The organism is Celerinatantimonas yamalensis (assembly GCF_046054155.1).
GTDB classification, from domain to species: Bacteria; Pseudomonadota; Gammaproteobacteria; order Enterobacterales; family Celerinatantimonadaceae; genus Celerinatantimonas; species Celerinatantimonas yamalensis.
Genome location: NZ_JBEQCT010000002.1, coordinates 519,884 through 545,498, shown reverse-complemented (window position 1 = coordinate 545,498; position 25,615 = coordinate 519,884). Strand labels below are relative to the sequence as shown.

Sequence of the window (25,615 nt, the reverse complement as noted above, 5' to 3'; positions counted from 1 at the left end):
ATTTCATCATCTTGGTGAAAGAATCACGCGGAGAGAGATATGTTTGAGATTATGGATAGCCATACCGACGAAGCCGTTATTAAAGTGGTTGGTGTCGGTGGTGGTGGCGGTAACGCCGTCGAACACATGGTGCAGCAGTCGATTGAAGGCGTTGAATTCATTGCAATCAACACCGATGCTCAGGCGCTGCGTAATTCAACAGCGAATAAAACTTTGCAAATTGGTAGCGGGATTACCAAAGGGCTTGGCGCTGGGGCAAATCCTGATGTGGGTCGGGAAGCGGCAAGTGAAGATCGTGAACAAATTCAAAATATGCTCGAAGGTGCCGATATGGTATTTATCGCTGCTGGCATGGGCGGTGGTACAGGGACCGGCGCAGCCCCAGTGGTTGCTGAAATTGCCAAAGAGCTGGGTATTTTGACGGTAGCCGTGGTCACTCGTCCCTTTGCTTTTGAGGGTAAAAAACGCAGTACATTTGCTCAAAATGGGATTGATGAATTAGCCAAAAGTGTTGATTCACTGATTACTATCCCTAATGATAAGTTGTTGAAAGTACTTGGACGAGGCGTGTCATTGTTAGATGCGTTTAAAGCGGCTAATAATGTCCTGTTAGGATCAGTTCAAGGGATCGCCGAGCTGATTACTCGTCCCGGTCTGATTAACGTTGACTTTGCTGATGTGCGCACGGTGATGCGTGAAATGGGCACTGCAATGATGGGCACTGGCATTGCCAAAGGTGATGATCGCGCTGAAGAAGCTGCTGAAATGGCGATTTCTAGCCCATTGCTTGAAGATGTTGATTTAGCGGGCGCTCGTGGTATTTTGGTCAATATTACTGCCGGCTTCGATATGAGTATTGAAGAGTTCGAAACAGTCGGTAATGCGGTGAAAGCTTTTGCCTCAGAAAATGCAACTGTCGTTGTAGGTGCTGTGATTGATCCTGACATGAGTGATGAATTGCGTGTGACGGTTGTTGCGACAGGGATTGGTGCTGAACGTCGCCCTGATATTACCTTGGTGAATAATAGTGCTAAAGAAGTGGTAAAACCACAACCGACTCAGGTGGCATCAAATGTGCATCAAAATACGGTACCTGCACCTGAAAATAAAGCAGCGATAGGTGGACATTCCACAGCGACACCTGAGCCCAAAAGTGACCTCGAATACCTGGATATTCCTGCATTCTTGCGTCGTCAGGCCGATTAAATAGAGGAAATGAGCTGTAGAGTCGTCTAAACTTATGGTAATATATCCGACCAAATTTATGACGGCCGGATTTGACAAGAGGTTTTGTGCCCATGATTAAACAGCGAACACTTACGAAACCTGTCCATGCGACAGGGATTGGTTTGCATTCAGGCAACAAAGTGACTATTGCACTCAATCCGGCACCCATTAATACTGGGATTGTCTTTCATCGCGTCGATTTAAGCCCGATGGTTGTCATTCCTGCCCGAGCTGATTTGGTTAAAGACACCACGTTGTGTACGGGGTTGGTCGATGAGCAAGGCCATCGAATCGCAACGGTTGAGCATTTATTGTCAGCGGTTGCAGCGTTGGGGTTAGATAATTTGATCGTGGAAGTCGATGCGCCAGAGATTCCGATTATGGATGGTAGTTCGAGTCCTTTTGTCTTTTTGCTTCAATCTGCGGGTATTCAAGAGCAGAGTGCGCTCAAACGCTTTATCCAAATTAAGCAGACGGTACGTGTTGAAGCTGATGAAGGCAAATGGGCTGAATTGCGGCCAAATCCGGCCGGGTTTAAGATCGATTTTGCCATCGATTTTCAGCATCCTGCCATTGCTGGGCGTAACCAAAGTATCTCGATGGACTTTGACAGCCTGAAATTTGTCAAAGAGTTGAGCCGTGCTCGGACTTTCTGCTTTTTGCATGATGTCGAATTTATGCAAGCCCATAATTTGGCGCTTGGTGGTAGTTTAGACAATGCCATTGTTCTTGATGATTATCGGATCATGAATGATGATGGGCTGCGTTATGAAGATGAGTTTGTTCGTCATAAAGTGCTCGATGCTATTGGTGATTTATGTTTGACTGGCCATTCTATCCTAGGGCACTTGTGTGCTTATAAGTCAGGGCATGCGCTTAATAATATGTTAGCACGTCAGTTGTTAGCGACTCCAGAAGCGTATGAAGTGGTCACATTTGATGATGAAGCGGCTGAAGTGCCAATGACTTATAGTCAACCGATACAGGCCTTCTAGCTCTACATCAATTAGTAGCGGCGCTATTTATTTTTCTCTCCGCACAGCGCCGCTATTCTTTCTAGCCTCTCTTTTAATTCGTCAGGCATGTGATCGGCTGCTGCTCTAATATGTTCTGCACTTTGTTGGCTAATTTGTCGCGTAGTAGTGATTTTTACCAACGGTTCTGGTTTAATGCTAGCCAATTGAGGATTGATTTTTAGCTCCAATGAGATCAGTCCTGGATAATGCGTGCGTAACTCACTTAATAATTGTGATTTAAGCTGCCGTAAGCGGTTTAACCAAGCTGCTGTTGGGGCACTGATCACGGCTCGACCATTATCTAATTGGGTGAGTTGGCAGCTTTGTAGGTGAAAACGTTGCAAAATATGCTCAGTATTGGTCATCAGTAATCGTCGGCGTTCGGTCGTCTGTTTAAATTGCGCAAATTGCCCATTGGCAAATAGACGATCAATATCAACAGGTTGATGTGAACGTTTGGACATGGATAACTGACCTTCGTGAGTATGATGTAGTTAGTATACTGGGCTGACAGATAAGATCGACAAAGATGTGAGCACATGACGGTCAAAGTGGTAAGGTGACAAAAAATGACATGTCAGAGTTGAATTCAACCCATTTTGCCTCCATCTCATTATTGACATATTTTGCAATGTTTGGAAATGCTAAGAATTTGTCATTTCAACTTGTAAATAGATGCGAAAGGATGCATTGACGATACCTATGAGCAATACGACTAACAGCGATCGGGTTGAGATCCCAGCTTTTCATGGTATGGTAATCCGTTCTATCTATAGTACTAGAGCACGGTTACACGGAAAGATTGCCAGTCTAGATCGACTTGTTACTTTATTAGCACTTTCCCTTAGCCCTTATTTCAATCCACTGCACAAGCTCGTGTTGGTGGATGCAATCATATTTCGAATGACTCATAAAAGATAATACGCATGATTAGTAAAATTCTTACCAAAATTATTGGTAGCCGAAACCAGCGTACGGTTAAACAACTACGCAAAATAGCTCGACAGATCAATGAAATGGAACCGGATTTTGAAGCGCTCAGTAATCAACAACTGCAAGCTAAAACGGCGGAATTTCGCAGCCGGTTAGCCGATGGTGAAAAGCTCGATACATTGTTGCCAGAAGCGTTTGCGACGGTTCGTGAAGCCTCTAAACGGGTGTATGGCATGCGCCACTTTGACGTACAGTTGATTGGTGGGATGGTTCTTAATGAAAACCAAATTGCCGAAATGCGCACCGGTGAAGGGAAAACCTTAACCGCAACTTTGCCTGCTTACTTAAATGCACTGACCGGTAAAGGTGTGCATGTCATTACCGTCAACGACTATCTGGCCAAGCGCGATGCTGACTCAAACCGTCCGTTATTTGATTTTCTCGATATTTCTGTCTCTGTGAATGTGACAGGGATGGAGCCTGAAGAGAAAATCGCAGCCTATCAAGCCGATATTACTTACGGGACCAACAATGAGTTCGGTTTTGACTACCTACGCGATAATATGGCTTACGCACCTGAACAACGGGTTCAACGGCCTTTGCACTATGCGCTGATTGATGAAGTTGACTCAATTTTGATTGATGAGGCTCGCACCCCGCTGATTATCTCCGGTGCAGCTGAAGATAGTTCTGAGTTGTATGTCAAAGTCAATGAAATCATTCCATATCTGACCAAACAAGATAAAGAAGATACCGAAGACTATACTGGTGACGGTCACTTTACCGTAGATGAAAAGGCCAAGCAGGTGTTTTTAACCGAACGTGGCCAGATCTATGTTGAAGATCTCTTGCATGAGCGCGGCTTATTGGCTCAAGAACAATCATTGTATTCGGCGTCAAGTATCTCATTGCAGCATCATGTCAACGCAGCTTTGCGTGCACATACCTTGTTTGAACGTGACGTCGACTATATCGTCAATGCCAAAAAAGAAGTGGTGATTGTCGATGAGCACACTGGGCGAACAATGGAAGGACGGCGCTGGTCTGAAGGCTTACACCAAGCGGTTGAAGCAAAAGAGGGCGTGCCAATTCAAAGTGAGAACCAAACGCTTGCTTCCATTACCTTTCAAAACTATTTCCGCTTGTATGAAAAATTAGCTGGGATGACCGGGACTGCTGATACCGAAGCGTTCGAGTTTCAGCAAATTTATGGCTTAGATACCGTGGTTATCCCAACCAATAAACCGATGGTCCGCGATGACCGAGGGGATTTGGTTTACCTCACAGCCGAAGAAAAATACCAAGCTATTATCGAAGATATTAGAGGTTGTATTGAACGTGGGCAACCGGTGTTGGTCGGGACGGCATCCATTGAGAACTCTGAATATCTTTCTCAATTGATGAATCAGCAAAAGATCAAACATCAAGTCCTTAATGCGAAACATCATGAACGCGAAGCTGAAATTATCGCTGAAGCGGGTGCTCCAGGTGCTGTGACTATCGCAACCAATATGGCTGGCCGTGGGACAGACATTATCTTAGGTGGGAACTGGCAGAGCCAAGAGGAACAATTAGATGACCCGACAGAAGACGATATCGCTGCAATTAAAGTGAAGTGGCAGGCGGTGCATGAGCAAGTGCTTCAATCTGGTGGTCTGCACATTATCGGTACCGAGCGTCATGAATCACGACGCATTGATAATCAGCTGCGTGGCCGTGCTGGTCGTCAAGGTGATCCGGGTTCAAGCCGTTTCTACTTGTCGATGGAAGATCCGCTAATGCGTATCTTTGCATCTGAAAAAGTCAGCGGTATGATGAAGAAGCTGGGGATGAAGCCGGGTGAAGCCATTGAACATCCTTGGGTTTCTCGGGCAATTGAAGGTGCCCAGCGTAAAGTTGAAGGTCGTAACTTTGATATTCGTAAATCATTGTTAGAATTTGACGATGTAGCCAATGATCAGCGTAAAGTCATCTATGAACAGCGCAATGAGCTGATGGATGCTGATGATATTTCCGAAACGATTCACGTGATCCGTGAAGATGTCGCCAATCAGGCGATCGATAGTTATATTCCACCGCAATCGCTTGAAGAATTGTGGAATATTAAGGGATTAGAAGATCATCTGAAAAATGAGTTTGGAGTCACACTGCCTATTCAAAAATGGCTGGATGAAGATGACAAACTCTATGAAGAAACATTGCGTGAGCGAATTATAGAATCGGTAACGGCTCACTATCAACAGAAAGTCGAGTTGGTTGGTGAAGAAGTAATGCGCCAGTTTGAAAAATCGGTCATGCTGCAAACGCTCGATCAATTGTGGAAAGAGCATCTGGCAGCGATGGATCATCTACGTCAAGGGATCCATTTACGAGGCTATGCTCAGCGCGATCCAAAACAGGAATATAAACGTGAGTCCTTTGAGTTGTTCACTCAGTTATTGGATTCACTCAAATATGATGTGGTGACGATTCTAAGTCGCGTGGAAGTGCAGGCGCCTGAAGAAGTTGAAGAGATGGAGCGACTGCGCCGTGAACAAGCCGAACAAGTGAATCGTAATGCCCGTCATCAAGGCTCTGCATATAGCAGTGATAGCGATGATGATGAAGGGATGAGCCAAGTTCAGCAAGTTATTCGAGATGGCGTGAAAATTGGTCGAAATGATCTCTGTCCGTGTGGCAGTGGCAAAAAATACAAACATTGCCATGGTCGCTTGAGCTAATTGTTGGAATGTTTAAAATGAGCCCGGCTGGTCCGGGCTTTTTTTTGTCTGATGATAACGATGAGGAAACATAAATGGGTAGAGAGGTTAAGGTCGTCGTTGGTGTGATCTTAAAAGATGAACAGGTACTGATCGCTAAACGTAGCGCCAAACAGCATCAGGGTGGCTTATGGGAATTTCCTGGTGGTAAAGTTGAATCAGGTGAAAGCGAGCTTGATGCATTGGCGCGAGAGCTTGAAGAAGAACTTGGCATTATGATTATCACCGATCACTGTCAAAAACGCCTAGAGATCCATCATCAATATAGTGATAAGGCCGTAGGGTTACATATTTATTGGGTGAGTGACTTTAGTGGAGAGCCTCAAGGTCAAGAAGGACAACTAATCTGTTGGGTGTCCTGTGCTCAGCTCGCCGATTATTCTTTCCCAGAAGCAAACCAGCCTATTTTGGATGCCTTGCAGCAATAGACTGGTTAAGTTTAAATCAGCAGCTAAAAGTTCCAACTATCTGGTTTATCTTCATCCTCGGTAATGGATTGACCGGGGATAAATTTATCTTCGTTGGACCATTCACCCAGATCAATCAGCTTACAACGTTCACTACAAAATGGACGCCAGCGATTATTCGGTGAAAATTCAGTTTGTTTATGGCACGTTGGGCACGCCACCATGATTACTTTAGTCATGCAAAACTCCTGCAACAGGTCAGGGTAAATGGAAGATCGTTTAACACCGCACCATCAAGAGACATAAATTTAATTGCAAAGCGATTTTTGTGGCCACTAATCGTAGGATAACCTTGTAAAGGTGCCGCCATTTTGAGACGAATCAATACACAGCCTTCTCGTTGGCCCTGATAAAAACCTTCATGGGCAATAATGGATTCCTCACTGCCTTGTTCACGTAACATATCTAGCAGATAGATCATCACTTCAGCGACACGGGCAAAAGGGGTCAGCCAATGCTCCACATTCCCCATGCGCTGTTCATCGCTTTGATGTTGCCAATAAGACAGCTGCGGGAGATCAAAACTACAAGCTCCCCCGGGCAAGGCGAGTCGCTGTCGTACTACATTAAGCAGGCGGTCCTCTTTGATGAGATTGGCTAATTTGGGTTGTTGATTGATCTGCTGAAAATAGCGATTAGTGCGCTCAACTAACTCAAATACTTTCTGAGTATCTATTTGTGGTAACTCGGCCCATTGATTGAGTAACAAACGTTGCTTATCGAGATCTTTGAGTAGGTCGCTTCGCCATTCACAGCGATCCAACACCTCATTGAGATCAAACAAGGTGCGAAAGAAATGTTGCACCTCATTATCAGTTTGGGTTGTTTTAGTTTTTTCAAGCTGATTGAACAACATCTCAACGCGCAAATAGGTACGAATTTTTTCACTGAGTGGATGTTCAAAAGTTAACTCACTAAACACGGCTTGCACTCTAACGATTATGAATATTAGGTCAGTCTCTAGTGTATCGATTGCAGCGCTGACTGTCATTGGCTTTAGCACTGCCATTGAGGTATTCCTTACTAACCATAACCAATTTTACTCAGTAGCCATTACCAACATAATGATATTTAGTGACTTATTTCAATATGCTGTTTAAACGTGCAGCAAGTTGCAGATATTGCTGATGCTGATGTGCTGTTTTTTCTAACAGTTCTTGCAGTGAACCGTCATTGACGATGACATCATCAGCAATATTCAAGCGCTGCTCTCGTGAAGCTTGGTTTGCAACAATTTGACGCGCTTGCTGGAGAGAGACCTGATCACGTTGGCAAATTCGTGTTAACTGGCGATGCGGCTCGATGTCAACGACTAGGACGCGATCAGCCATCTGCTGCAGGTTATTTTCAACCAGTAGCGGAATGACTAGCAAGGTGTAAGTTGAGCGAGATTCGCTTATTTGTTGGCGCATTCGTGCTCGAATTTTAGGGTGCAAATAGTGCTCAAGCCATTGGCGTTCATTAGCATTGTTAAACACTAAATTTCGAAGGAGGCGGCGATTTAATGCGCCGTGTTTATCTAATACGTGCGGACCAAAATGCTCGGCAATATCTAATAAACCAACTGTGCCTGGGGCAACTAACTGATGTGCAATAAGGTCTGCGTCAATACAATCAATCCCTCGACTGGCTATCCAGTTAGCCACGGTGGTTTTGCCACTCGCAATACCGCCGGTTAATGCAACAATCATCTGTTCATCCCCCAATCAGTAGCCCATAGCTATAGCTCAACGTTGGCCCATATAATAGATAACATAACGCGCCCAAGGTTAAAAAAGGTCCAAAGGGCAGCGGTGTCTGGCGTTTGCTTCGCCGGAGAATGAGTAGCCATATGCCAAATAGTGCGCCGCTCGCCGAACTTAACAGCAATACCATCGGCAGCGATGCCCAGCCGAGCCACGCGCCAATGGCGGCTAATAACTTAAAATCACCATAGCCCATACCTTCTTTACCAGTCAGTAGCTTAAAGCCCCAATACAATGACCATAAGCACAAGTAGCCAAGGGCTGCCCCCCAAATTGCTTGATGCAAACTGACAAATAGATGGTGACTATTGACCAGCAGTCCTATCCACAATAACGGCAAGGTCAGCTGATCGGGTAGCAGCATGGTGCGCAAATCAATCACGGCCAAGGTCAATAGTGTGAGGCTAAATAAACAAGCAAACAGCCATTTTCCAGTTAAAGAAAACTGCAAAAAGGCTAACATCACCAAAAGCAATGAGAGTAATTCAACCAGCGGATAACGCCAACTAATTGGATGTTTACAATAGTGACAGTGTCCGCGCAGGAGTAACCAACTAATCAGTGGGACATTCTGCCAAAAAGCAATTTTGTGCTGGCAATGCGGGCATGATGAACGTGGCAAGCTTAAGTTAAATATCCCTTCAGGAAGTGCTGGCTCGTCTTCAAGTTCACCTAAAAATTGCTGACAATCCGCTCGCCATTGGCGCTTTAACATCAATGGCAGACGGTAAATCACCACATTAAGAAAAGAGCCTATAACCAAGGCGAGCACACTACTGAGGATTAAGAATAATATTGGAAACTGCTGCCATAAAATTGTTAAATGAGCCATTGGGAGCCTTTTGAGCGTACGGATAGTTATATAAAATGCACATTGTTATTGTTGGCGTGATTTAATGAATGACATTGCCGATTTGAAACACTGGCAGATACATCGCCACCACAATGCCACCGACCAATAGGCCCACGATCGCCATCACTAATGGTTCAATCAAATCCAAGCTCACTTGTGTGATTAAGGTGAGCTGTTTGCTATCGATTTCACTGACTTTTTTGAGCATTGTAGCCAGCGTTCCACTTTCTTCGCCAATTCGTAGTAATTGTAAACTATTTGCTGCGAATATTTTTTGCTTTTTTGTCGCCAAATAGAAGCTCTGGCCTTGTTCTAAATCACTCATAGCATTGCGTAATCGCTTTTCAAAAGCAAGGTTAGAGCATGCTGTGACGGTACATTCCAACCCTTGTTTCAGGGTTAATCCACTTTGATAGGTGGTGGTTAGCAGTGTTTCAACGCGAACGCGTTGGAGCTGCTCAAGCCACTGGCCCAGCCATGGAATGCGTAATTGTAATCGGTCAAAAGCGAGCCGATAGGATGGATAATGGTGATACGCGTAACCTAATAGGGCAAGCATCATCAATATCACCCCGATAAGTGGTAGGCTGTGACGGGTTAGCTGGGCCAGATGCATGACCCACTGAGTGTACATAGGCAAAGGGGTGTGCAGGCGGGTAAATAGTGCACTAAATTGTGGCACGATCACGTGTAACAAAAAAAATAACATAGATATTGCCATAGTAAAGACTAGAGCTGGGTAACTTAAGGCCCGAATGGCCTGTTGGCGCAGCTGTATCTGCCGCTCTAAATAGTCGCTGATGTAATGGCATGTTTGTGCCAATTGTCCTGACTGCTCAGCGGTATAAATAAGTTGGCGCTCTAATGCTGGAAATTGCCCGCAGTGGGTTAATGCCCGATAAAACGAGATCCCTTCATTCAGACTTGCGTGTAAAAAACCAAGCGTTGCACTCAGTCTCGGATCATCTAAATCGCAGCGCATATTCGCCAGTGTTTGCTTTAGTGACAACCCAGAGCCAAGAGCACTGGCTAGTTGCTGCATCAGTTGTTGGCGTTGGCGAGGTGACAGCGAACGCTTGATCCAAATATCAGCCAAGTGCGGCAGTGACTGCTCGCTAATCAGACTGATTTGTTCATCGTTGAGTTGTTGCTGCAGCGCTATCGTTGAATCGGCGAAGCGGATACCATGGCAACGTTTGCCGTGAGTATTGATGCCGTTCCAGCGATAGCTGTTAAGTCGTTGACTGCTCATCCCCGAGTACCCGTTTGATTTCTGCTGCGGTGGTCAGCCCTTGCGTCACATATTGGCGCGCTTGCTGATATAAAGTCGTCGTCGCGTTTTTGAGAACGTGTTGTTGTAATTGTGCATCGTTTTGGCCTATGAGCGAGCAGCGCAAGGACGCCGTGATAGGCAGTAATTCAAAGATCCCCATTCGCCCTTTATAGCCATCGTGACAGTGCGCGCAACCCACAGGTTGGTAGTTTCCATCAATTTCTTTCCGGCAGTGAGGACAAAGCCGGCGAACTAAGCGTTGGGCGATGATAAGTTTTACAGATGCGGCAATTTGATAGTCGCTCAGTCCGAGTTGAGCTAATCGATTGATCGTATCTAAAGCGCTATTGGTATGCAGGGTGGTCAGCACCTTATGGCCGGTTTGTTCAGCGTGAAAAGCAACGTTTAATGTTTCCCGATCACGGATTTCTCCCACCATCATGACATCGGGATCTTGTCGCAGTAATGCCCGCAGTAATCGCGCAAAGGTTAGCTCAGCGGCTGGGTTAACTGCCACTTGATTGACACCAGGTAGTTGAATTTCAACTGGATCTTCAACACTGGCAAGATTAATGTTGGGCTGATTGAGATGCGCTAGTGCTGCATATAAAGTGGATGTTTTACCAGACCCGGTAGGGCCAGTGACAATTAACATGCCTTGTGGTTGGCTGAGGCTTTGATTCATCTGCTCGAGTTGCTGGGGCGTCATCCCTAGCTGGGGAAGTGTTAAGTGTTGTTGGTTATGCCCTAAAAGCCGTAAGACGACCTTTTCACCGAGAATTGTCGGTAAGGTACTTAAGCGAATATCCAATGTTGCGGCGGTGCTATGCGGCAAGATGAGACGACCATCTTGTGGTAGTCGTTTTTGCGCAATATCTAAGTTAGCATTCATCTTTAGCCATGAAATGACGCGCATTGCCGTGTCTGCGCGAAATTGCTCGAAAGGTTGCAGCAAACCATCGATTCTTGCGCGTACTCGGTATCCTTGCTGGGTGGGTTCGAAATGCAGATCGGATACGCCTTGCTTTGATGCCTGTTCAATTAAATGGCTTAGTTGCATGCTCAGTGATGGGTCATTCGATGAGAGCGTTTGTGCCGCTGCGGGCTTATTAGTCGATTGCAACTGGAGGATTGCCAGTTGCGCCTTAAGATAAAAAGGTTCCATCAGCAGCGGTTCAATAAGTTGATTCGAGAGGGTTTGTAGGTCCTCAATGAGCTGATGATCACTCGGATCGAGCAGGCCTACTTGTAAAACCCCCGCGAAATGGCTGGTTAAGATCACTTGGTAATCTAAGAGGTGGTGGAGCTGCAACTGACCGGGCAAAAGGCTGACCCCATGAGGAAGATTTTGCTGTGGGTAATCACCAAGCTGTTTGGCTAATGGCATTATACTTTCCGCATCGATCAGATCGTGTTCGAGTAGTTCGAGTAACCAGCGTTGCGGACGTTGAGGATATTGGTGTTGCAGAGTGTCGAGCATGGACTGAGCTGGCATACTGAAGCAAAGCTGTTCTGCTATACTGCGCATAAACTAACACCAACCCATTTGAGTACAGGATCCTTGCGCTTTCCAACTGACTCCACCAGTCTGTTTATTAATCGTACCAACCAACTGATAATCAACATTTTTCCCTTCACTATCTTTGAGATCTTGAGCGGTGATTGCAATCGTATATGTCTGACCGTTGCTTGCGGCTGCATTATGGCTCACGACAAGTGATTTGATCGATTTAGAGTGCTGATGGGCGCTGGTATCACCTATAGTGAAGGCTTGCGTTGCTTCAATGCAGGGGTCTTTATCTGCTAGCTCATCTACATCGTCGTTTTGATAGTGACTTTGAATGCAAACTTCTAACGCTGTTTTAACGGGTTCAGCTGCTGCAATCACACCACTAAAGCGGGCCCGTCCCATATAACCTTGATAGACGGGCATCGCTAATGTCGCTAAAGTAGCGACAATGGCCAACGTGATCATTAATTCAATGAGGGTGAATCCGCGGATAGCCAATCCTGGCATGTCTTTTCTCTCTGCTATTGATTTATATATTAATAATGAAGTGAACTATCTAGAAATTCAATAGTTTTGTGAGTGATATGAGCGAATCGTTTGGATTATTAATCATTAGGAGATTAAACAACTTTACATGAAGATGCATAAGATAATAAATGGCAGAGGTATCCATGGTTTCGCTTAGGATTGATCAAACGCAGCTGGATCATTGGCTCAACAGCGGACTGCGATATCCGAGTTGTTATTTCAATGAACGCCCTGATCCAGGGGATATTTCGCTGCTAGTCATTCACTGTATCAGTTTGCCGCAAGGTTGCTATCGAAATCAGATGGTGCAACAGTTCTTCTGTGGGCAGCTTAATACAGCCATACATCCAGAGTTACATGCGCTCACCGGGCTTGAAGTTTCAGCTCATTTACTGATTGACCGATGCGGGCAGTATCATCAATTTGTTCCATTTAATCGCCGTGCTTGGCATGCGGGTGTATCGCAATTTAATGGCCGAGAAAATTGCAACGATTTTTCAATAGGGATCGAGCTTGAAGGTATTGATAGTGGCGCGTTTACCAGAGCCCAGTACACTGCATTAGTGGCGGTGACGAGCGTGCTATTAGCGAGCTATCCAAAGATAACTCAACAACGCATCGCTGCGCATAGTGAGATAGCCCCAGGACGCAAGAGCGATCCGGGGTGTGGTTTCGACTGGGATGAATATCGACAATTACTTGATTCATATGTTGGTCAGTTATAACAAGGGAGTTATTTATGTCATTAATTGCTTTGATCCTTGCTTTGGTATTAGAGCGTACTCGACATTATCGTTCTCGTTGGTTCTGGCACGAGTTGGCAGGCCATTGGTTCACATGGTTGCCTTGTCGGCACACTTGGAGCTGGATGTTGTTTGGGATCATCTTGCCGACAAGTTTTATTGCACTGTTGCAGTGGGCGATTCAAGGTTGGCTATTTGGCTTTTGCTCATTGTTGTTGTGGGTGATTCTGCCGCTATTAGTGTTAGGGTGTCCTGAATTACAAAGTGCGTTTCGCGATTACCTTCAATTAGGCGCGCAAGATCCTCGGGCGGCTTGTCAGAGATTTAATCAGAAACTGACTCATCTCTATCCCGGTTGTGCAAGTAAGCCCTTAGATTCGCTGGATCAAACCAGTCAATTTTTATGCTGGCTTAATTTTCGTTACTACTTTGCCGTTGTATTCTGGTTTAGTGTAGGCGGGCCCGCATTCGCCGCCGGCTATGGCTTATTACGCAGTTTGCAACGAACGGCTATCGATCGCCCTGACTTAGGCTGCCAACTTGCCCATATAATAGGGCTTATGCATTGCCTTGATTGGCTACCTTCTCGACTGAGTGGATTGAGCTATGTGTTAAGTTCCGGCAGTTTTAAAGGGTTCAAAGTGTGGTTAACGTCACTGCATAATATCAGCCGTGCCAATGCAGATTGGTTAGGATCAATCGCGATGACTTGCCGTCAGGCGCATGAACAAAAACCAATCACCTGTAATGAGATGACTATTGCGACCGTTCATTTACTCAAGAGCAGTTTGCTTTTGACATTGGTGATTATTGCGCTGTTAACACTGTATGGCTGGCTTATTTAGCTTGTTATCTTTCTAGCCAATCGCCAGTTGTGAGGGTGGGTGTTTGGTTAATAAATGTCGATGACATCTACAGTTATTAAAAATCATTAAAATGGCTATTTTAATGATTTTTACGTCATATTAAGTCCTTTTATCCATACTTGTTAAAGAAAGTCCGGTATAACTGGGATGCGTGGATTATTTGTAATGGATTAAGTCAGTATATGTGTGGCTGATTTTGTTGTAAGTATGTATCTTTTTTAGTGAGTTAAACGATCTTTTTTACAACCGTAGATTAATTGCAGTTAGCTTTTTATAATCATGTTAAATGTATGTGTTATTTCATTGAAATAGCGTCACTTTCTATCCTGCGTTCTATCTAATTCTTTGTGCTAAATCAGTTTTTAAAGCTGATTTGACCAGTATTTGTCAGCTACTTGATGTTAATCAAAAATTCTGGACTTCACGGGACTGTTTTGATACCTTGCCGGCTGTCAATTGGTATTACCAATAGTGAATTATCAGTGAGTTATCCTAAAATCAAACAGCCTAAGCTATCCGATATGATTGTGCAGTCGCTAGAGACTATGATCTTGGAGGGCAGTTTGCGTCCAGGGCAGCGATTACCTGCAGAGCGAGAACTGGCTCGACAGTTTGATGTATCCAGACCCTCTTTGCGCGAAGCTATTCAAAAATTAGAAGCAAAAGGGCTTGTGATTCGCCGCCAAGGGGGCGGGACATACGTGCAACAGGATTTGCGTGAAGAATTAACCGATCCGCTGTTTAAGCTACTTTCAGAGCAGCCGGAAGGACAATTAGATTTGTTGGAATTTCGTCATGCGTTTGAAGGAATTGCAGCTTACTACGCTGCGCTGCGCGGCACGCAAGCGGATCTTGATTCGATCCATAGTTGCCATACGCGTATTAAAACAGCGCAGCAGCAAGGTGATATTGATATTGAAGCTGTTGCGGTGATGGATTTTTATGAAGCCATTACCAATGCATCTCATAATATGGTGTTTTTACATATGATGCGGGGCTTACGGCCACTGCTTGAGCAAAATATCTTGCATAATTTTAAAATTTTGTACACCCGGACAACGGTGGCTGCCAAGATTGATGAACATCGTCAGTTATTGTTAGAAGCAATTGTGCAAAGGCAACCGGCGCAGGCGCGTGATGCATCTTATCAGCACCTCGCCTTTATTGAAGAAACCTTGCTGGATATTCGGCGAGAATCGAGTCGCATTGAGCGCTCAATTAGACGGTTAGAGCAAAACTAAACTTCGTGCCGGTTTCTATGCCGGGAGTTAGAACAACTTAAAGCTATCTTTAGATAGAGCAACGATTGAGGAATATACCATGTCAGATCTTCTGCAACATGATGTGGATCCACTTGAAACAAACGAATGGATTGATGCAATAGAGTCGGTTATTCGTGAAGAAGGTATCGAGCGGGCCCAGTATCTGATTGAACAGGTATTGCATCAAGCTAGTATTGATGGCGTATCTGCTAAAGGTGGGTCCGTAGTAACCGATTATATCAACACCATCGCTTTGAAAGATCAGCCAGATTATCCCGGTGATATTGAGATGGAACGTAAAATCCAAGCGATTATTCGTTGGAATGCGGTGATGATTGTCTTACGTGCATCGAAAAAAGATCTGGAACTGGGTGGCCATATGGCGTCATTTCAGTCTGCAGCGGCGATGTATGAAACCTGCTTTAACCATTTCTTCCGTGCCCCGAATGACAAAGATGGCGGCGATTTGGTTTATTATCAAGGTCACATCTCTCCTGGGATTTATTCACGAGCCTTTGTTGAAGGACGCTTGAGCGCCGATCAACTGGATCATTTTCGTCAAGAAGTTGAAGGTAAAGGGTTGCCATCATATCCGCATCCTAAATTGCTTCCTGAATTTTGGCAGTTTCCAACTGTTTCAATGGGACTGGCGCCTCTATCGTCTATCTATCAAGCTCGCTTTTTGAAATATTTGACTAACCGGGGTCTGAAAGACTGCTCAGAACAGCATGTCTATGCATTCTTAGGCGATGGCGAGATGGATGAAGCTGAATCACGGGGTGCGATTGCCTTTGCCGCGCGTGAAAAGCTCGACAACTTGACATTCGTTATCAACTGTAACTTACAGCGCCTTGATGGCCCTGTCACCGGTAACGGTAAAATCATCCAAGAGCTGGAAGGTCAGTTTAAAGGCTCTGGTTGGAATGTTGTCAAAGTGATCTGGGGTAGCGATTGGGATGAACTCCTCGCGCGCGATAGTTCAGGTAAATTACTACAGTTGATGAACGAAACCATCGATGGTGATTACCAAACTTTCAAATCCAAAGATGGCGCGTATGTGCGCGAACATTTCTTTGGTAAATATCCTGAAACCGCAGCGCTGGTTAAAGATTGGACTGATCAACAAATCTTTGCATTGCATCGTGGTGGCCACGATATTCGTAAAGTATATGCAGCATTTGCCAATGCCAAAGCGACCAAAGGCAAACCCACAGTCATCTTGTCACAAACGGTCAAAGGTTATGGCATGGGTGAGGCCGCTGAAGGTAAAAACATCGCGCATCAAGTGAAAAAAATGGACATGACCTCCGTGATGCACTTACGCGATCGTTTACATTTGGATATTTCCGATGAAAAAGTCAAAGAATTACCGTATTTGACTATTGAAGAAGGGACTGCTGAATACGACTATCTACATGGGCATCGTGAAGCCTTATATGGCTATACGCCGCAACGACGCACCCATTTCAGTGAAGAACTGCCTGTCCCTGCACTCGATGATTTCAGTGCGCTGCTTCAAGAGCAGAAAAAAGACATTTCAACGACCATTGGTTTTGTTCGTGCCTTGAACGTACTATTGAAAAATAAAGCACTTAAAGATCGCATCGTCCCTATGGTTGCTGACGAAGCCCGTACCTTTGGTATGGAAGGTTTATTCCGTCAGATCGGTATTTACAACCCAGGTGGACAGCAGTATACCCCACAAGATCGCGAACAAGTGGCTTACTATAAAGAAGACATTAAAGGCCAGGTTCTGCAAGAGGGGATCAACGAAGCGGGCGCGATGGCGAGCTGGGTTGCAGCAGCAACTTCCTACTCAAGCAACAATCTGCCAATGATTCCTTTTTACATCTACTACTCTATGTTTGGTTTCCAGCGGGTCGGCGACTTAGCCTGGATGGCCGGTGATCAACAAGCTCGTGGTTTTTTACTCGGTGGGACAGCGGGGCGGACAACGCTCAATGGTGAAGGTCTACAGCATGAAGATGGTCATAGCCATGTTTTGGCAAACACCATTCCAAACTGTATTTCATATGATCCGAGTTTTGCGTATGAAGTGGCCGTTATTCTGCAAGATGGGTTGCGCCGGATGTTTGGTGAACAGGAAAATGTTTACTACTACATCACCTTGATGAATGAAAACTACCATCAACCAGCGATGCCTGAAGGGGTCGAAGAGGGGATCCGTAAAGGGATCTATAAACTCGAAGAACACGCAGGCGACAAAGCTAAAGTTCAGCTGTTAGGTTCAGGCACAATTATGTTGCAAGTGCGTGAAGCGGCGAAAGTACTGAGTGAAGAATACAGCATTGGTAGTGATATCTTCAGTGTGACATCGTTCAACGAGCTGGCTCGTGATGGGCAAGATGCGGATCGCTTCAACATGCTTCATCCAGAAAGTGAACCACGCCAAGCATATATCACCAGCGTACTGGATAATCTGCCAACTATTGCTGCTACCGATTACATGAAAGTTTATGCAGATCAGGTGCGTAGTTTTGTTCCTGGTTCATACAAAGTATTGGGTACCGATGGTTTTGGTCGCAGTGATAGCCGTGATAATTTGCGCCGTCACTTCGAAGTTAACGCTGATTATGTTGTCGTTGCAACACTGTATAAACTGGCTGAAGAAGGTCAAATCGATAAACGTGTCGTTGCTGAAGCGATCAGCAAATACAATATCGATGCCGACAAAATTAACCCGCTGCATGCATAAGGGCTAAGAAGAATGAGTATTAAAATTAATGTTCCAGATATTGGCGATGATGAAGTTGAAGTAACTGAAATCTTGGTCAAAGTCGGTGATAGCGTTGAAGAAGAGCAATCACTAATTACCGTTGAAGGCGATAAAGCGTCCATGGAAGTTCCAGCTCCTCAGGCTGGTGTCGTTAAAGAGATCAAAATCGCTGAAGGCGATAAAGTGAAAACAGGCGCTTTCATCATGATCTTCGACGATGCAGCTGGCGAATCAGCAGCTGCCGAGCCTGCAGCCGTGCCTGTTGCGACAGGGACTGAATTTAAAGAAGTTCACGTTCCAGATATTGGTGATGATGAAGTTGAGATCACTGAGTTGATGGTCGCTGTTGGCGACCATGTTGAAGAAGAGCAGTCTCTGATTACTGTTGAAGGCGACAAAGCGTCAATGGAAGTTCCCGCACCGTTTGCTGGGACTGTTAAAGAGATCAAACTTAATGCTGGCGACAAAGTAAAAACTAACTCATTGATTATGATCTTTGAAGTGGCTGGCAGCGAGGCTTCAGCGGCGACGCCAACTCCAGCCGCGGCTCCAACTGCAGCACCTGTAGCAAGTTCGGTTCATCAGGTTAATGTACCAGATATCGGCGATGACGAAGTTGAAGTGACCGAAATCATGGTGAAAGTTGGTGACCATGTTGATGAAGAGCAGTCTCTGATCACGGTTGAAGGCGATAAAGCATCAATGGAAGTGCCCGCGCCATTTGCTGGCACAATCAAAGAGATTAAAGTATCAGAAGGCGACAAAGTTAAAACTGGTTCGTTTATTATGGTCTTTGAAAAGGCCGGTGATGCACCGACTGTGGCTGCCGCTACAGCGTCTGCGCCAGCTGCAGGAGAAGCACCAGCGGCACCAAGTGCACCTGCTAAAGGTGATGGATTTGTTGAAAATAATGCTTATGTGCATGCTTCACCTGTGGTTCGTCGCTTAGCCCGTGAATTTGGTCTAAACCTTGAGAAGATCAAACCGACAGGTCGTAAAGCTCGCATCACCAAAGAAGACGTTCAAGATTACGTGAAAAATGCAGTTCGCCGCGCAGAGTCAGGCGCAACGGGCGGCAGTGGTATGGATGTACTGGCATGGCCAAAAGTTGATTTTGCTAAATTCGGTGACATCGAAGAGAAACCACTGTCACGCATTCAGAAGATCTCTGGGCCTAACCTGCATCGCAACTGGGTAAGAATTCCACATGTGACTCAGTTTGATGAAGCTGATATTACCGACATGGAAAACTTCCGCAAAGCGGAAAACCAGATTGCGGCGAAAAAAGAGCTTGGCTTTAAGATTACGCCATTGGTGTTTATGATGAAGGCGGCTGCTAAAGCGCTGGAAACATATCCAAAATTCAACGCGTCATTGTCAGAAGACGGTCAAACGTTGATTGTGAAAAAATATATCAACATCGGTATTGCGGTTGATACGCCAAATGGGCTGGTGGTTCCAGTGGTTCGTGATGTGAACAAAAAAGGCATCTACGAATTATCGCAAGAATTGACCACTATTTCTAAAAAAGCGCGCAGCGGTAAATTGACCTCTTCAGATATGCAAGGTGGCTGCTTTACTATTTCAAGCTTAGGTGGTATTGGTGGCACTCAGTTCACTCCTATTGTCAACGCGCCTGAAGTCGCTATCTTAGGTGTTTCACGCAGCGAGATGAAACCGAAGTGGAACGGGAGTGAGTTTGCACCGCGGTTGATGTTGCCACTGGCTCTTTCTTATGACCATCGAGTGATCGATGGTGCCGATGGTGCTCGTTTTATTTCGACGATCAGCGACGCACTAGGCGATCTGCGTAAACTGGTGTTGTGATGCAAAAACCGGAAGTGAAAGCTTCCGGGTTTTAATCGCATTGGTGAATTGAACAGTTCTCATCACTGAGGCGATTCGTTACACTCTTATAACACGAAGTCGGTCAATAAGATTAAAACCGACAGTTTTATTCCCAAGAGGTCATCTACCCATGAGTAACGAGATTAAAGCCCAGGTCGTTGTCCTGGGCGCAGGACCAGCAGGCTACTCTGCTGCGTTCCGTGCAGCAGACTTAGGTTTAGAAACAGTTATCATCGAACGCTACAGCTCCTTAGGTGGCGTGTGCTTGAACGTTGGGTGTATTCCCTCTAAAGCGCTGTTACACGTCGCTAAAGTCATAGAAGAAACCAAATCTTTAGCCTCTCACGGTATCGTTTTTGGTGAGCCTACCACTGATATCGATAAAATCCGTAGTTGGAAAGAAAAAGTAATTAGTCAGTTAACTGGCGGTTTAAGTGGTATGGCAAAACAGCGTAAAGTCACCGTTGTGAATGGCTATGCCAAATTTACTGGTGCGAATAGCTTAGCTGTTGAAACCGATGATGGCGTAACCGTTGTTAATTTCGATAATGCGATTATTGCTGCCGGTTCTCGTCCTGTTCAGTTACCATTTATTCCACACAATGATGAGCGTGTTTGGGACTCAACAGATGCCTTGGAGCTGAAAGTCGTTCCAGGAAAAATGCTGGTCCTTGGTGGTGGTATCATTGGTTTGGAAATGGGGACTGTTTACAGCGCTCTTGGTAGTGATATTGATGTGGTTGAATTTGCAGACCAATTGGTTCCAGCCGCTGATAAAGACATCGTGAAAGTCTTTACCAAACGTGTTGAGAAAAAATTCAACATCATGCTAGAGACTAAAGTGGTAGCTGTTGAAGCGAAAAAAGACGGGTTGTATGTTAGCTATGAAGGCAAACAAGCACCGGCTGAGCCAGTCCGTTATGATGCGGTCTTAGTGGCTGTAGGGCGGGTGCCAAATGGCCTGTCTTTGGATGCCGATAAAGCAGGCGTGAATGTAACTGAACGTGGCTTCATTGAAGTTGACAAACAGATGCGCACCAACATACCACATATCTATGCTATTGGTGATATTGTCGGTCAACCGATGCTCGCACACAAAGGCGTGCATGAAGGTCACGTAGCCGCTGAAGTGATCGCTGGTAAAAAGCATTATTTCGATCCCAAAGTTATTCCAAGTATCGCTTACACTGAGCCAGAGATGGCGTGGGTTGGGCTGACTGAAAAAGAAGCTAAAGCACAGGGTATTGCATTTGAAACGGCGGTTTTCCCATGGGCGGCGTCTGGTCGTGCGATTGCTTCTGATTGCGCAGATGGGATGACTAAGCTTATTTTCGATAAGCAGTCTAACCGTGTGATCGGAGGAGCAATTGTCGGTACTAATGGCGGTGAACTACTCGGTGAAATTGGTCTAGCGATTGAAATGGGGTGTGATGCCGAAGATCTGGCATTAACCATTCATGCTCACCCAACGTTACATGAATCTGTTGGCTTGGCTGCTGAAATATTTGAAGGTTCGATTACCGATCTGCCAAATAAAAAAGCAAAGAAAAAATAAGTCACTGTACTTGATATTGAAACTCCGGCATCAGCCGGAGTTTTTGTTTTATTAGATAAAATAATGTAATCCAGGTCTCTTTTTTATTGCCTCTATCGCTTTAGAATAAATCAAAACAGCGTTTTAAAAGAGGATTTAATGAAAACTAAAGGATTATTATTCGCTGCTTGCCTGAGCATCGCCTGTGCTGGACAAGCTGTTGCTGAGAATGACTACCAGCAGCAAGCATTGACTCAAGATATGTTGCCGACTTTTTATCCGGCATTGAAAAAACAACTAACCTATCCCATGTCGTGGTTAAGCGGCAACTACCAAGATTTTGCTAAATGGCGTATTACTGCTCGCCATAAACTACGCCAGTCGCTTCTAACACCTGATTCACATCGCCCTTTTGCACCGCAAGTGATCGATAGCATTGATCGAGGCAGTTATATTGGCTATAAAATTGCCTTTAATTTAACCGATGAGAGTCGGGTTGTGGGGTTGATGCTTGTGCCTAAAACGAAAGGGAAACATGCTGCAGCAATTCTCTTACATGACCATGGTGCCAAATTTGATATTGGCAAAGAGAAGATGATTAAGCCATGGGGGGATCAGGCTAAACTCGATTCAGCAGTCGCGTGGTCGGAAAAATATTTCACCGGACAATTTGTCGGTGATGCGATGGCTAAACGTGGTTATGTAGTCTTGTGTGTGGATGCGTTAGGCTGGGGAGATCGTGGTCCGATGAATTATGCGCAACAGCAAGCGTTAGCGAGTAATTTCTTTAACTTGGGACGATCGTTGGCGGGGAATATGGCGTATGAAGACATGCGGGCCTTCGACTTCTTACGTTCCCGCGCTGAGGTTGATCCAAAACGAGTCGCGATTGTTGGCTTTTCAATGGGGGCTTATCGAGCATGGCAATTGGCGGCATTGCGCCCTCAAGCCGCGGCGACTGTTGTTGACTCTTGGATGGGAACCTACCAAGGGCTGATGGTCCCAGGCAATAATGTATTACGGGGGCAATCAGCCTTTTATATGCTTCAACCTGGATTGGCGCAGTGGATGGATATCCCTGATGAAGCGTCAATCGCAGCGCCTAAGCCTATGCTAATTTTCAATGGTGGCAAAGACCATCTTTTTCCACCGGAAGCCGTTCAGCAAGCCTATAAGAAGCTTCACCAAGTGTGGCATAGCCAACATGCTGATGATCACCTGACAACCCGTACTTGGCCTAATTTAGGGCATGTTTTTTATGCAAAACAACAAGATGTAGCCTACCAGTGGCTGAAACAGTGGGAGCATCCGGAAAAAGTATTACCTTAACCGCCTTAAGCCCATCTTGGCGGAGAATATGCTCCGTCAAGAGCCTGCATTTTTTTCTTGTCAGTTTGTGAATTCCTCGCGATTATAAAGGGATAATGATCGACAAATTGTTGATATTATGTTAAAGATTTATGTCTTCCCGCAACCTGTCGATTCGGAAGTACAGTGATCAGCCATTCCGCTTAAATAATATTTGAAGTTTTTGATTGGATTTTTGATTGAAGGGTTCGATTACTACCATAATTAAATTTTAAGGAAAGCGAATTGAGGAGCAAGTCGTGTTAGAAGCTTACCGTGAACATGTCGAGCAGCGCGCCCAGCAGGGTGTTGTGCCGAAACCTTTGAATGCTGAACAAACCGCTCAATTGGTCGAATTATTAAAAGCTCCGCCTAAGGGTGAAGAAGCATTCTTGCTTGATTTGTTAGAAAACCGCATTCCACCGGGTGTGGATGAGGCCGCTTATGTAAAAGCGGGGTTCTTAGCCGCATTGGCAATGCGTGATGTTCAATCCCCTCTGATTTCACCAGCAAAAGCCACTGAGCTATTAGGAACTATGCAGGGTGGCTATAATATTGAGCCACTCATCAGCTTACTTGACGATGTTCAATTAGCGCCGCTTGCACTCAATGCGTTGTCGCATACCTTGTTGGTATTCGATGCATTTTTTGATGTTGAAGAAAAAGCCAAAGCTGGCAATAAATCAGCGCAGCAAGTGATGCAAAACTGGGCCGATGCCAAGTGGTTTTTAGAGAAAAACCCGATTGCTGATAAAATCACCTTGACCGTGTTTAAAGTGTCCGGTGAAACCAATACAGATGATCTCTCACCAGCTCCTGATGCATGGTCACGTCCTGATATTCCGTTGCACGCGTTGGCAATGCTCAAGAACCCTCGTGAGGGTATCGAACCGGATGAAGTCGGACAAGTTGGTCCAATCAAACTGATTGACTCTCTCAAAGAGAAAGGTCATCCAGTGGCTTATGTGGGCGATGTGGTCGGTACTGGCTCATCACGTAAATCGGCTACTAACTCTGTTTTGTGGTTAATGGGCGATGATCTACCTTATGTGCCGAATAAACGCGCTGGTGGTTATGTCTTTGGCGGCAAAATCGCACCCATTTTCTTTAATACACTAGAAGATTCAGGTGCACTGCCGATCGAATTTGACGTATCAAATTTGGAAACTGGCGATGTCATTGATATCTACCCTCGTGAGGGAAAAGTAACCCGCCATGGCAGTGATGAAGTCGTTACTACATTTGAGCTGAAAACCGATATTATTCTCGATGAAGTGCGTGCCGGCGGCCGTATTCCACTCATTATTGGTCGCGGTTTAACCGATCGGGCTCGCGAATCGTTAGGGCTTGGTCTCTCTGATGTGTTTCGTCGGCCAAAACCAAGTGAAGCATCAAGCAAGGGTTTTACTCTGGCGCAAAAAATTGTCGGTAAAGCGTGTGGTGTTGCTGGGATCCGCCCAAATCAGTATTGCGAACCTAAAATGACCACTGTCGGCTCACAAGATACGACAGGTCCAATGACGCGTGATGAGCTCAAAGATTTAGCCTGTCTTGGCTTCACTGCTGATTTAACTATGCAATCGTTTTGCCACACAGCGGCTTATCCAAAACCTGTAGATGTTGAAACCCACCATACCCTACCTGATTTTATTATGAATCGAGGCGGTGTGGCACTGCGCCCTGGCGATGGTATTATTCACTCATGGTTAAACCGAATGTTATTGCCCGATACGGTTGGCACTGGGGGTGACTCCCATACACGCTTCCCGCTTGGTGTATCATTCCCTGCCGGCTCGGGTCTGGTGGCATTTGCGGCGGCCACTGGGGTAATGCCTCTGGATATGCCCGAGTCTGTGCTAGTGCGCTTTAAAGGCGAAATGCAGCCGGGGATTACTTTACGTGACTTGGTGCATGCAATTCCTTATCAGGCAATCCAAGAGGGTCTGTTAACTGTTGAAAAGCGTGGTAAGAAAAACATTTTTTCAGGCCGGATCATTGAGATTGAAGGTTTACCGCAGCTTAAAGTTGAACAAGCTTTTGAACTCTCTGATGCCACAGCAGAACGCTCTGCAGCGGGTTGTTCTATCAAGCTAGATAAAGAACCTATCATCGAGTATTTGAGCTCAAATATTGTGATGCTCAAGTGGATGATTGCCGAAGGTTATGGTGATAAGCGCACTATCGAGCGGCGAATTCAAGCGATGGAAGAGTTCATCGCCAACCCGCAGTTGATGAGTGCTGATGATGATGCTGAATATGAAGCTGTACTTGAAATTGATCTTAATGAGATCAAAGAGCCGATTTTATGTGCGCCGAATGATCCTGATGATGCACGACTACTCTCTGAGGTAGCTGGCGAAAGTATTGATGAGGTCTTTATTGGTTCATGTATGACCAATATTGGTCACTTCCGCGCTGCAGGTAAGCTGCTGGATAACTACAAAGGCGCCTTGCCTACTCGTTTATGGGTCGCTCCTCCGACTAAAATGGATCAAAAACAACTGATTGCCGAAGGCTATTACGGTATTTTTGGTCGTGTTGGGGCGCGTACAGAGATCCCAGGGTGTTCGCTATGTATGGGGAATCAGGCCCGTGTGGCCAATAATGCGACAGTGGTTTCGACTTCGACACGAAATTTCCCGAATCGTTTAGGCGATGGTGCGAATGTGTATTTAGCATCCGCTGAGCTTGCGGCAGTCGTCTCAATTTTAGGCCGATTGCCCCACGTGGCAGAGTATTTAGAATATGCTGCGAAAATTAACACCAGCGCTGCCGATACCTATCGTTATCTAAACTTTGACAAGCTAGATGAATATATCGACATCGCCAAAGATGTGATTATTCAACAAGCTGTTTAAACGAATGGGGTGATTTCAATAGCTCTGTTTAAGCCAACCCTTCGAGGTTGGCTTTTTTGTGCTTGAGCACTGGATTGGGAGCTTGTAAAGTGTGGCGTTTTGAGGTCTT

General features: G+C 45.4%; 20 protein-coding genes. 12 read left to right on the top strand and 8 right to left on the bottom strand.

Going from position 1 to position 25,615, the window contains the following annotated elements; genetic code table 11:
- Positions 1–39 precede the first annotated feature (39 nt).
- Both ftsZ and lpxC read left to right on the top strand, forming a co-directional pair.
- Positions 40–1,206, top strand: a complete 1,167-nt coding sequence (ftsZ, locus tag ABUE30_RS06965; RefSeq protein ID WP_408622998.1) for a cell division protein FtsZ — start codon at positions 40–42, stop codon at positions 1,204–1,206.
- 92 nt (positions 1,207–1,298) lie between these two features.
- Positions 1,299–2,222, top strand: coding sequence for a UDP-3-O-acyl-N-acetylglucosamine deacetylase (gene lpxC / locus ABUE30_RS06960; RefSeq protein WP_408622996.1), 924 nt, complete (start codon positions 1,299–1,301; stop codon positions 2,220–2,222).
- A gap of 23 nt (positions 2,223–2,245) precedes the next feature.
- Here the strand turns inward: lpxC and ABUE30_RS06955 are convergent, their stop codons facing one another.
- A complete protein-coding gene (locus tag ABUE30_RS06955; RefSeq protein WP_408622995.1) occupies positions 2,246–2,707 on the bottom strand; it encodes a DUF721 domain-containing protein in 462 nt (153 codons plus the stop codon).
- 462 nt (positions 2,708–3,169) lie between these two features.
- On the opposite strand from ABUE30_RS06955, the gene secA reads away from it, so the two are divergent.
- Both secA and mutT read left to right on the top strand, forming a co-directional pair.
- Positions 3,170–5,896, top strand: a complete 2,727-nt coding sequence (secA, locus tag ABUE30_RS06950; RefSeq protein WP_408622994.1) for a preprotein translocase subunit SecA — start codon at positions 3,170–3,172, stop codon at positions 5,894–5,896.
- 74 nt (positions 5,897–5,970) lie between these two features.
- Entirely contained in the window at positions 5,971–6,363 is a 393-nt protein-coding gene (gene mutT, locus ABUE30_RS06945; protein WP_408622993.1) for an 8-oxo-dGTP diphosphatase MutT, read from the top strand.
- 23 nt (positions 6,364–6,386) lie between these two features.
- On the opposite strand, the gene yacG is transcribed toward mutT, so the two are convergent.
- From yacG to ABUE30_RS06910, 7 genes are all read right to left on the bottom strand, one after another.
- Complete coding sequence (gene yacG, locus ABUE30_RS06940; protein ID WP_408622992.1) at positions 6,387–6,581, bottom strand: DNA gyrase inhibitor YacG; 195 nt, start codon at positions 6,579–6,581, stop codon at positions 6,387–6,389.
- Positions 6,578–7,411 (bottom strand): cell division protein ZapD, encoded by an 834-nt coding sequence (locus ABUE30_RS06935; protein ID WP_408622991.1) that lies wholly within the window; start codon positions 7,409–7,411, stop codon positions 6,578–6,580. The genes yacG and ABUE30_RS06935 overlap by 4 nt, the downstream gene beginning before the upstream one ends.
- Before the next feature lie 70 nt (positions 7,412–7,481).
- On the bottom strand, positions 7,482–8,093 hold the full coding sequence (gene coaE, locus ABUE30_RS06930) for a dephospho-CoA kinase (RefSeq protein WP_408622990.1): 612 nt from the start codon (positions 8,091–8,093) through the stop codon (positions 7,482–7,484).
- Between the two features lie 4 nt (positions 8,094–8,097).
- Entirely contained in the window at positions 8,098–8,979 is an 882-nt protein-coding gene (locus ABUE30_RS06925; protein WP_408622989.1) for a prepilin peptidase, read from the bottom strand.
- Positions 8,980–9,040: 61 nt separating this feature from the next.
- Positions 9,041–10,252 (bottom strand): type II secretion system F family protein, encoded by a 1,212-nt coding sequence (locus ABUE30_RS06920; protein WP_408622988.1) that lies wholly within the window; start codon positions 10,250–10,252, stop codon positions 9,041–9,043.
- A complete protein-coding gene (locus tag ABUE30_RS06915) occupies positions 10,233–11,801 on the bottom strand; it encodes a GspE/PulE family protein (protein ID WP_408622987.1) in 1,569 nt (522 codons plus the stop codon). Before ABUE30_RS06915 ends, ABUE30_RS06920 begins: the two co-directional genes overlap by 20 nt.
- Positions 11,802–11,804: 3 nt before the next feature.
- Positions 11,805–12,290, bottom strand: coding sequence for a pilin (locus tag ABUE30_RS06910; protein WP_408622986.1), 486 nt, complete (start codon positions 12,288–12,290; stop codon positions 11,805–11,807).
- Between the two features lie 149 nt (positions 12,291–12,439).
- Here ABUE30_RS06910 and ampD point away from each other — a divergent pair, with 149 nt between their 5' ends.
- The 8 genes from ampD (at position 12,440) to acnB (ending at position 25,506) form a co-directional block, all read left to right on the top strand.
- The gene (gene ampD / locus ABUE30_RS06905) at positions 12,440–13,036 is read left to right on the top strand and encodes a 1,6-anhydro-N-acetylmuramyl-L-alanine amidase AmpD (RefSeq protein WP_408622985.1); all 597 of its coding nucleotides are present in this window, start codon (positions 12,440–12,442) and stop codon (positions 13,034–13,036) included.
- Between the two features lie 14 nt (positions 13,037–13,050).
- Complete coding sequence (gene ampE / locus ABUE30_RS06900; protein WP_408622984.1) at positions 13,051–13,899, top strand: regulatory signaling modulator protein AmpE; 849 nt, start codon at positions 13,051–13,053, stop codon at positions 13,897–13,899.
- A gap of 503 nt (positions 13,900–14,402) precedes the next feature.
- Positions 14,403–15,161 (top strand): pyruvate dehydrogenase complex transcriptional repressor PdhR, encoded by a 759-nt coding sequence (gene pdhR, locus ABUE30_RS06895; RefSeq protein WP_408622983.1) that lies wholly within the window; start codon positions 14,403–14,405, stop codon positions 15,159–15,161.
- Between the two features lie 79 nt (positions 15,162–15,240).
- Positions 15,241–17,898: a pyruvate dehydrogenase (acetyl-transferring), homodimeric type gene (gene aceE, locus ABUE30_RS06890; protein ID WP_408622982.1), complete on the top strand. Its 2,658-nt coding sequence runs from the start codon at positions 15,241–15,243 to the stop codon at positions 17,896–17,898.
- Positions 17,899–17,910: 12 nt separating this feature from the next.
- Positions 17,911–19,746, top strand: a complete 1,836-nt coding sequence (gene aceF, locus ABUE30_RS06885; RefSeq protein ID WP_408622981.1) for a pyruvate dehydrogenase complex dihydrolipoyllysine-residue acetyltransferase — start codon at positions 17,911–17,913, stop codon at positions 19,744–19,746.
- A gap of 151 nt (positions 19,747–19,897) precedes the next feature.
- Positions 19,898–21,322 (top strand): dihydrolipoyl dehydrogenase, encoded by a 1,425-nt coding sequence (gene lpdA / locus ABUE30_RS06880; protein ID WP_408622980.1) that lies wholly within the window; start codon positions 19,898–19,900, stop codon positions 21,320–21,322.
- A 138-nt stretch (positions 21,323–21,460) separates the two neighbouring features.
- On the top strand, positions 21,461–22,630 hold the full coding sequence (locus tag ABUE30_RS06875) for a dienelactone hydrolase family protein (RefSeq protein ID WP_408622979.1): 1,170 nt from the start codon (positions 21,461–21,463) through the stop codon (positions 22,628–22,630).
- A 278-nt stretch (positions 22,631–22,908) separates the two neighbouring features.
- The gene (acnB, locus tag ABUE30_RS06870) at positions 22,909–25,506 is read left to right on the top strand and encodes a bifunctional aconitate hydratase 2/2-methylisocitrate dehydratase (protein WP_408622978.1); all 2,598 of its coding nucleotides are present in this window, start codon (positions 22,909–22,911) and stop codon (positions 25,504–25,506) included.
- Positions 25,507–25,615: the final 109 nt, after the last annotated feature.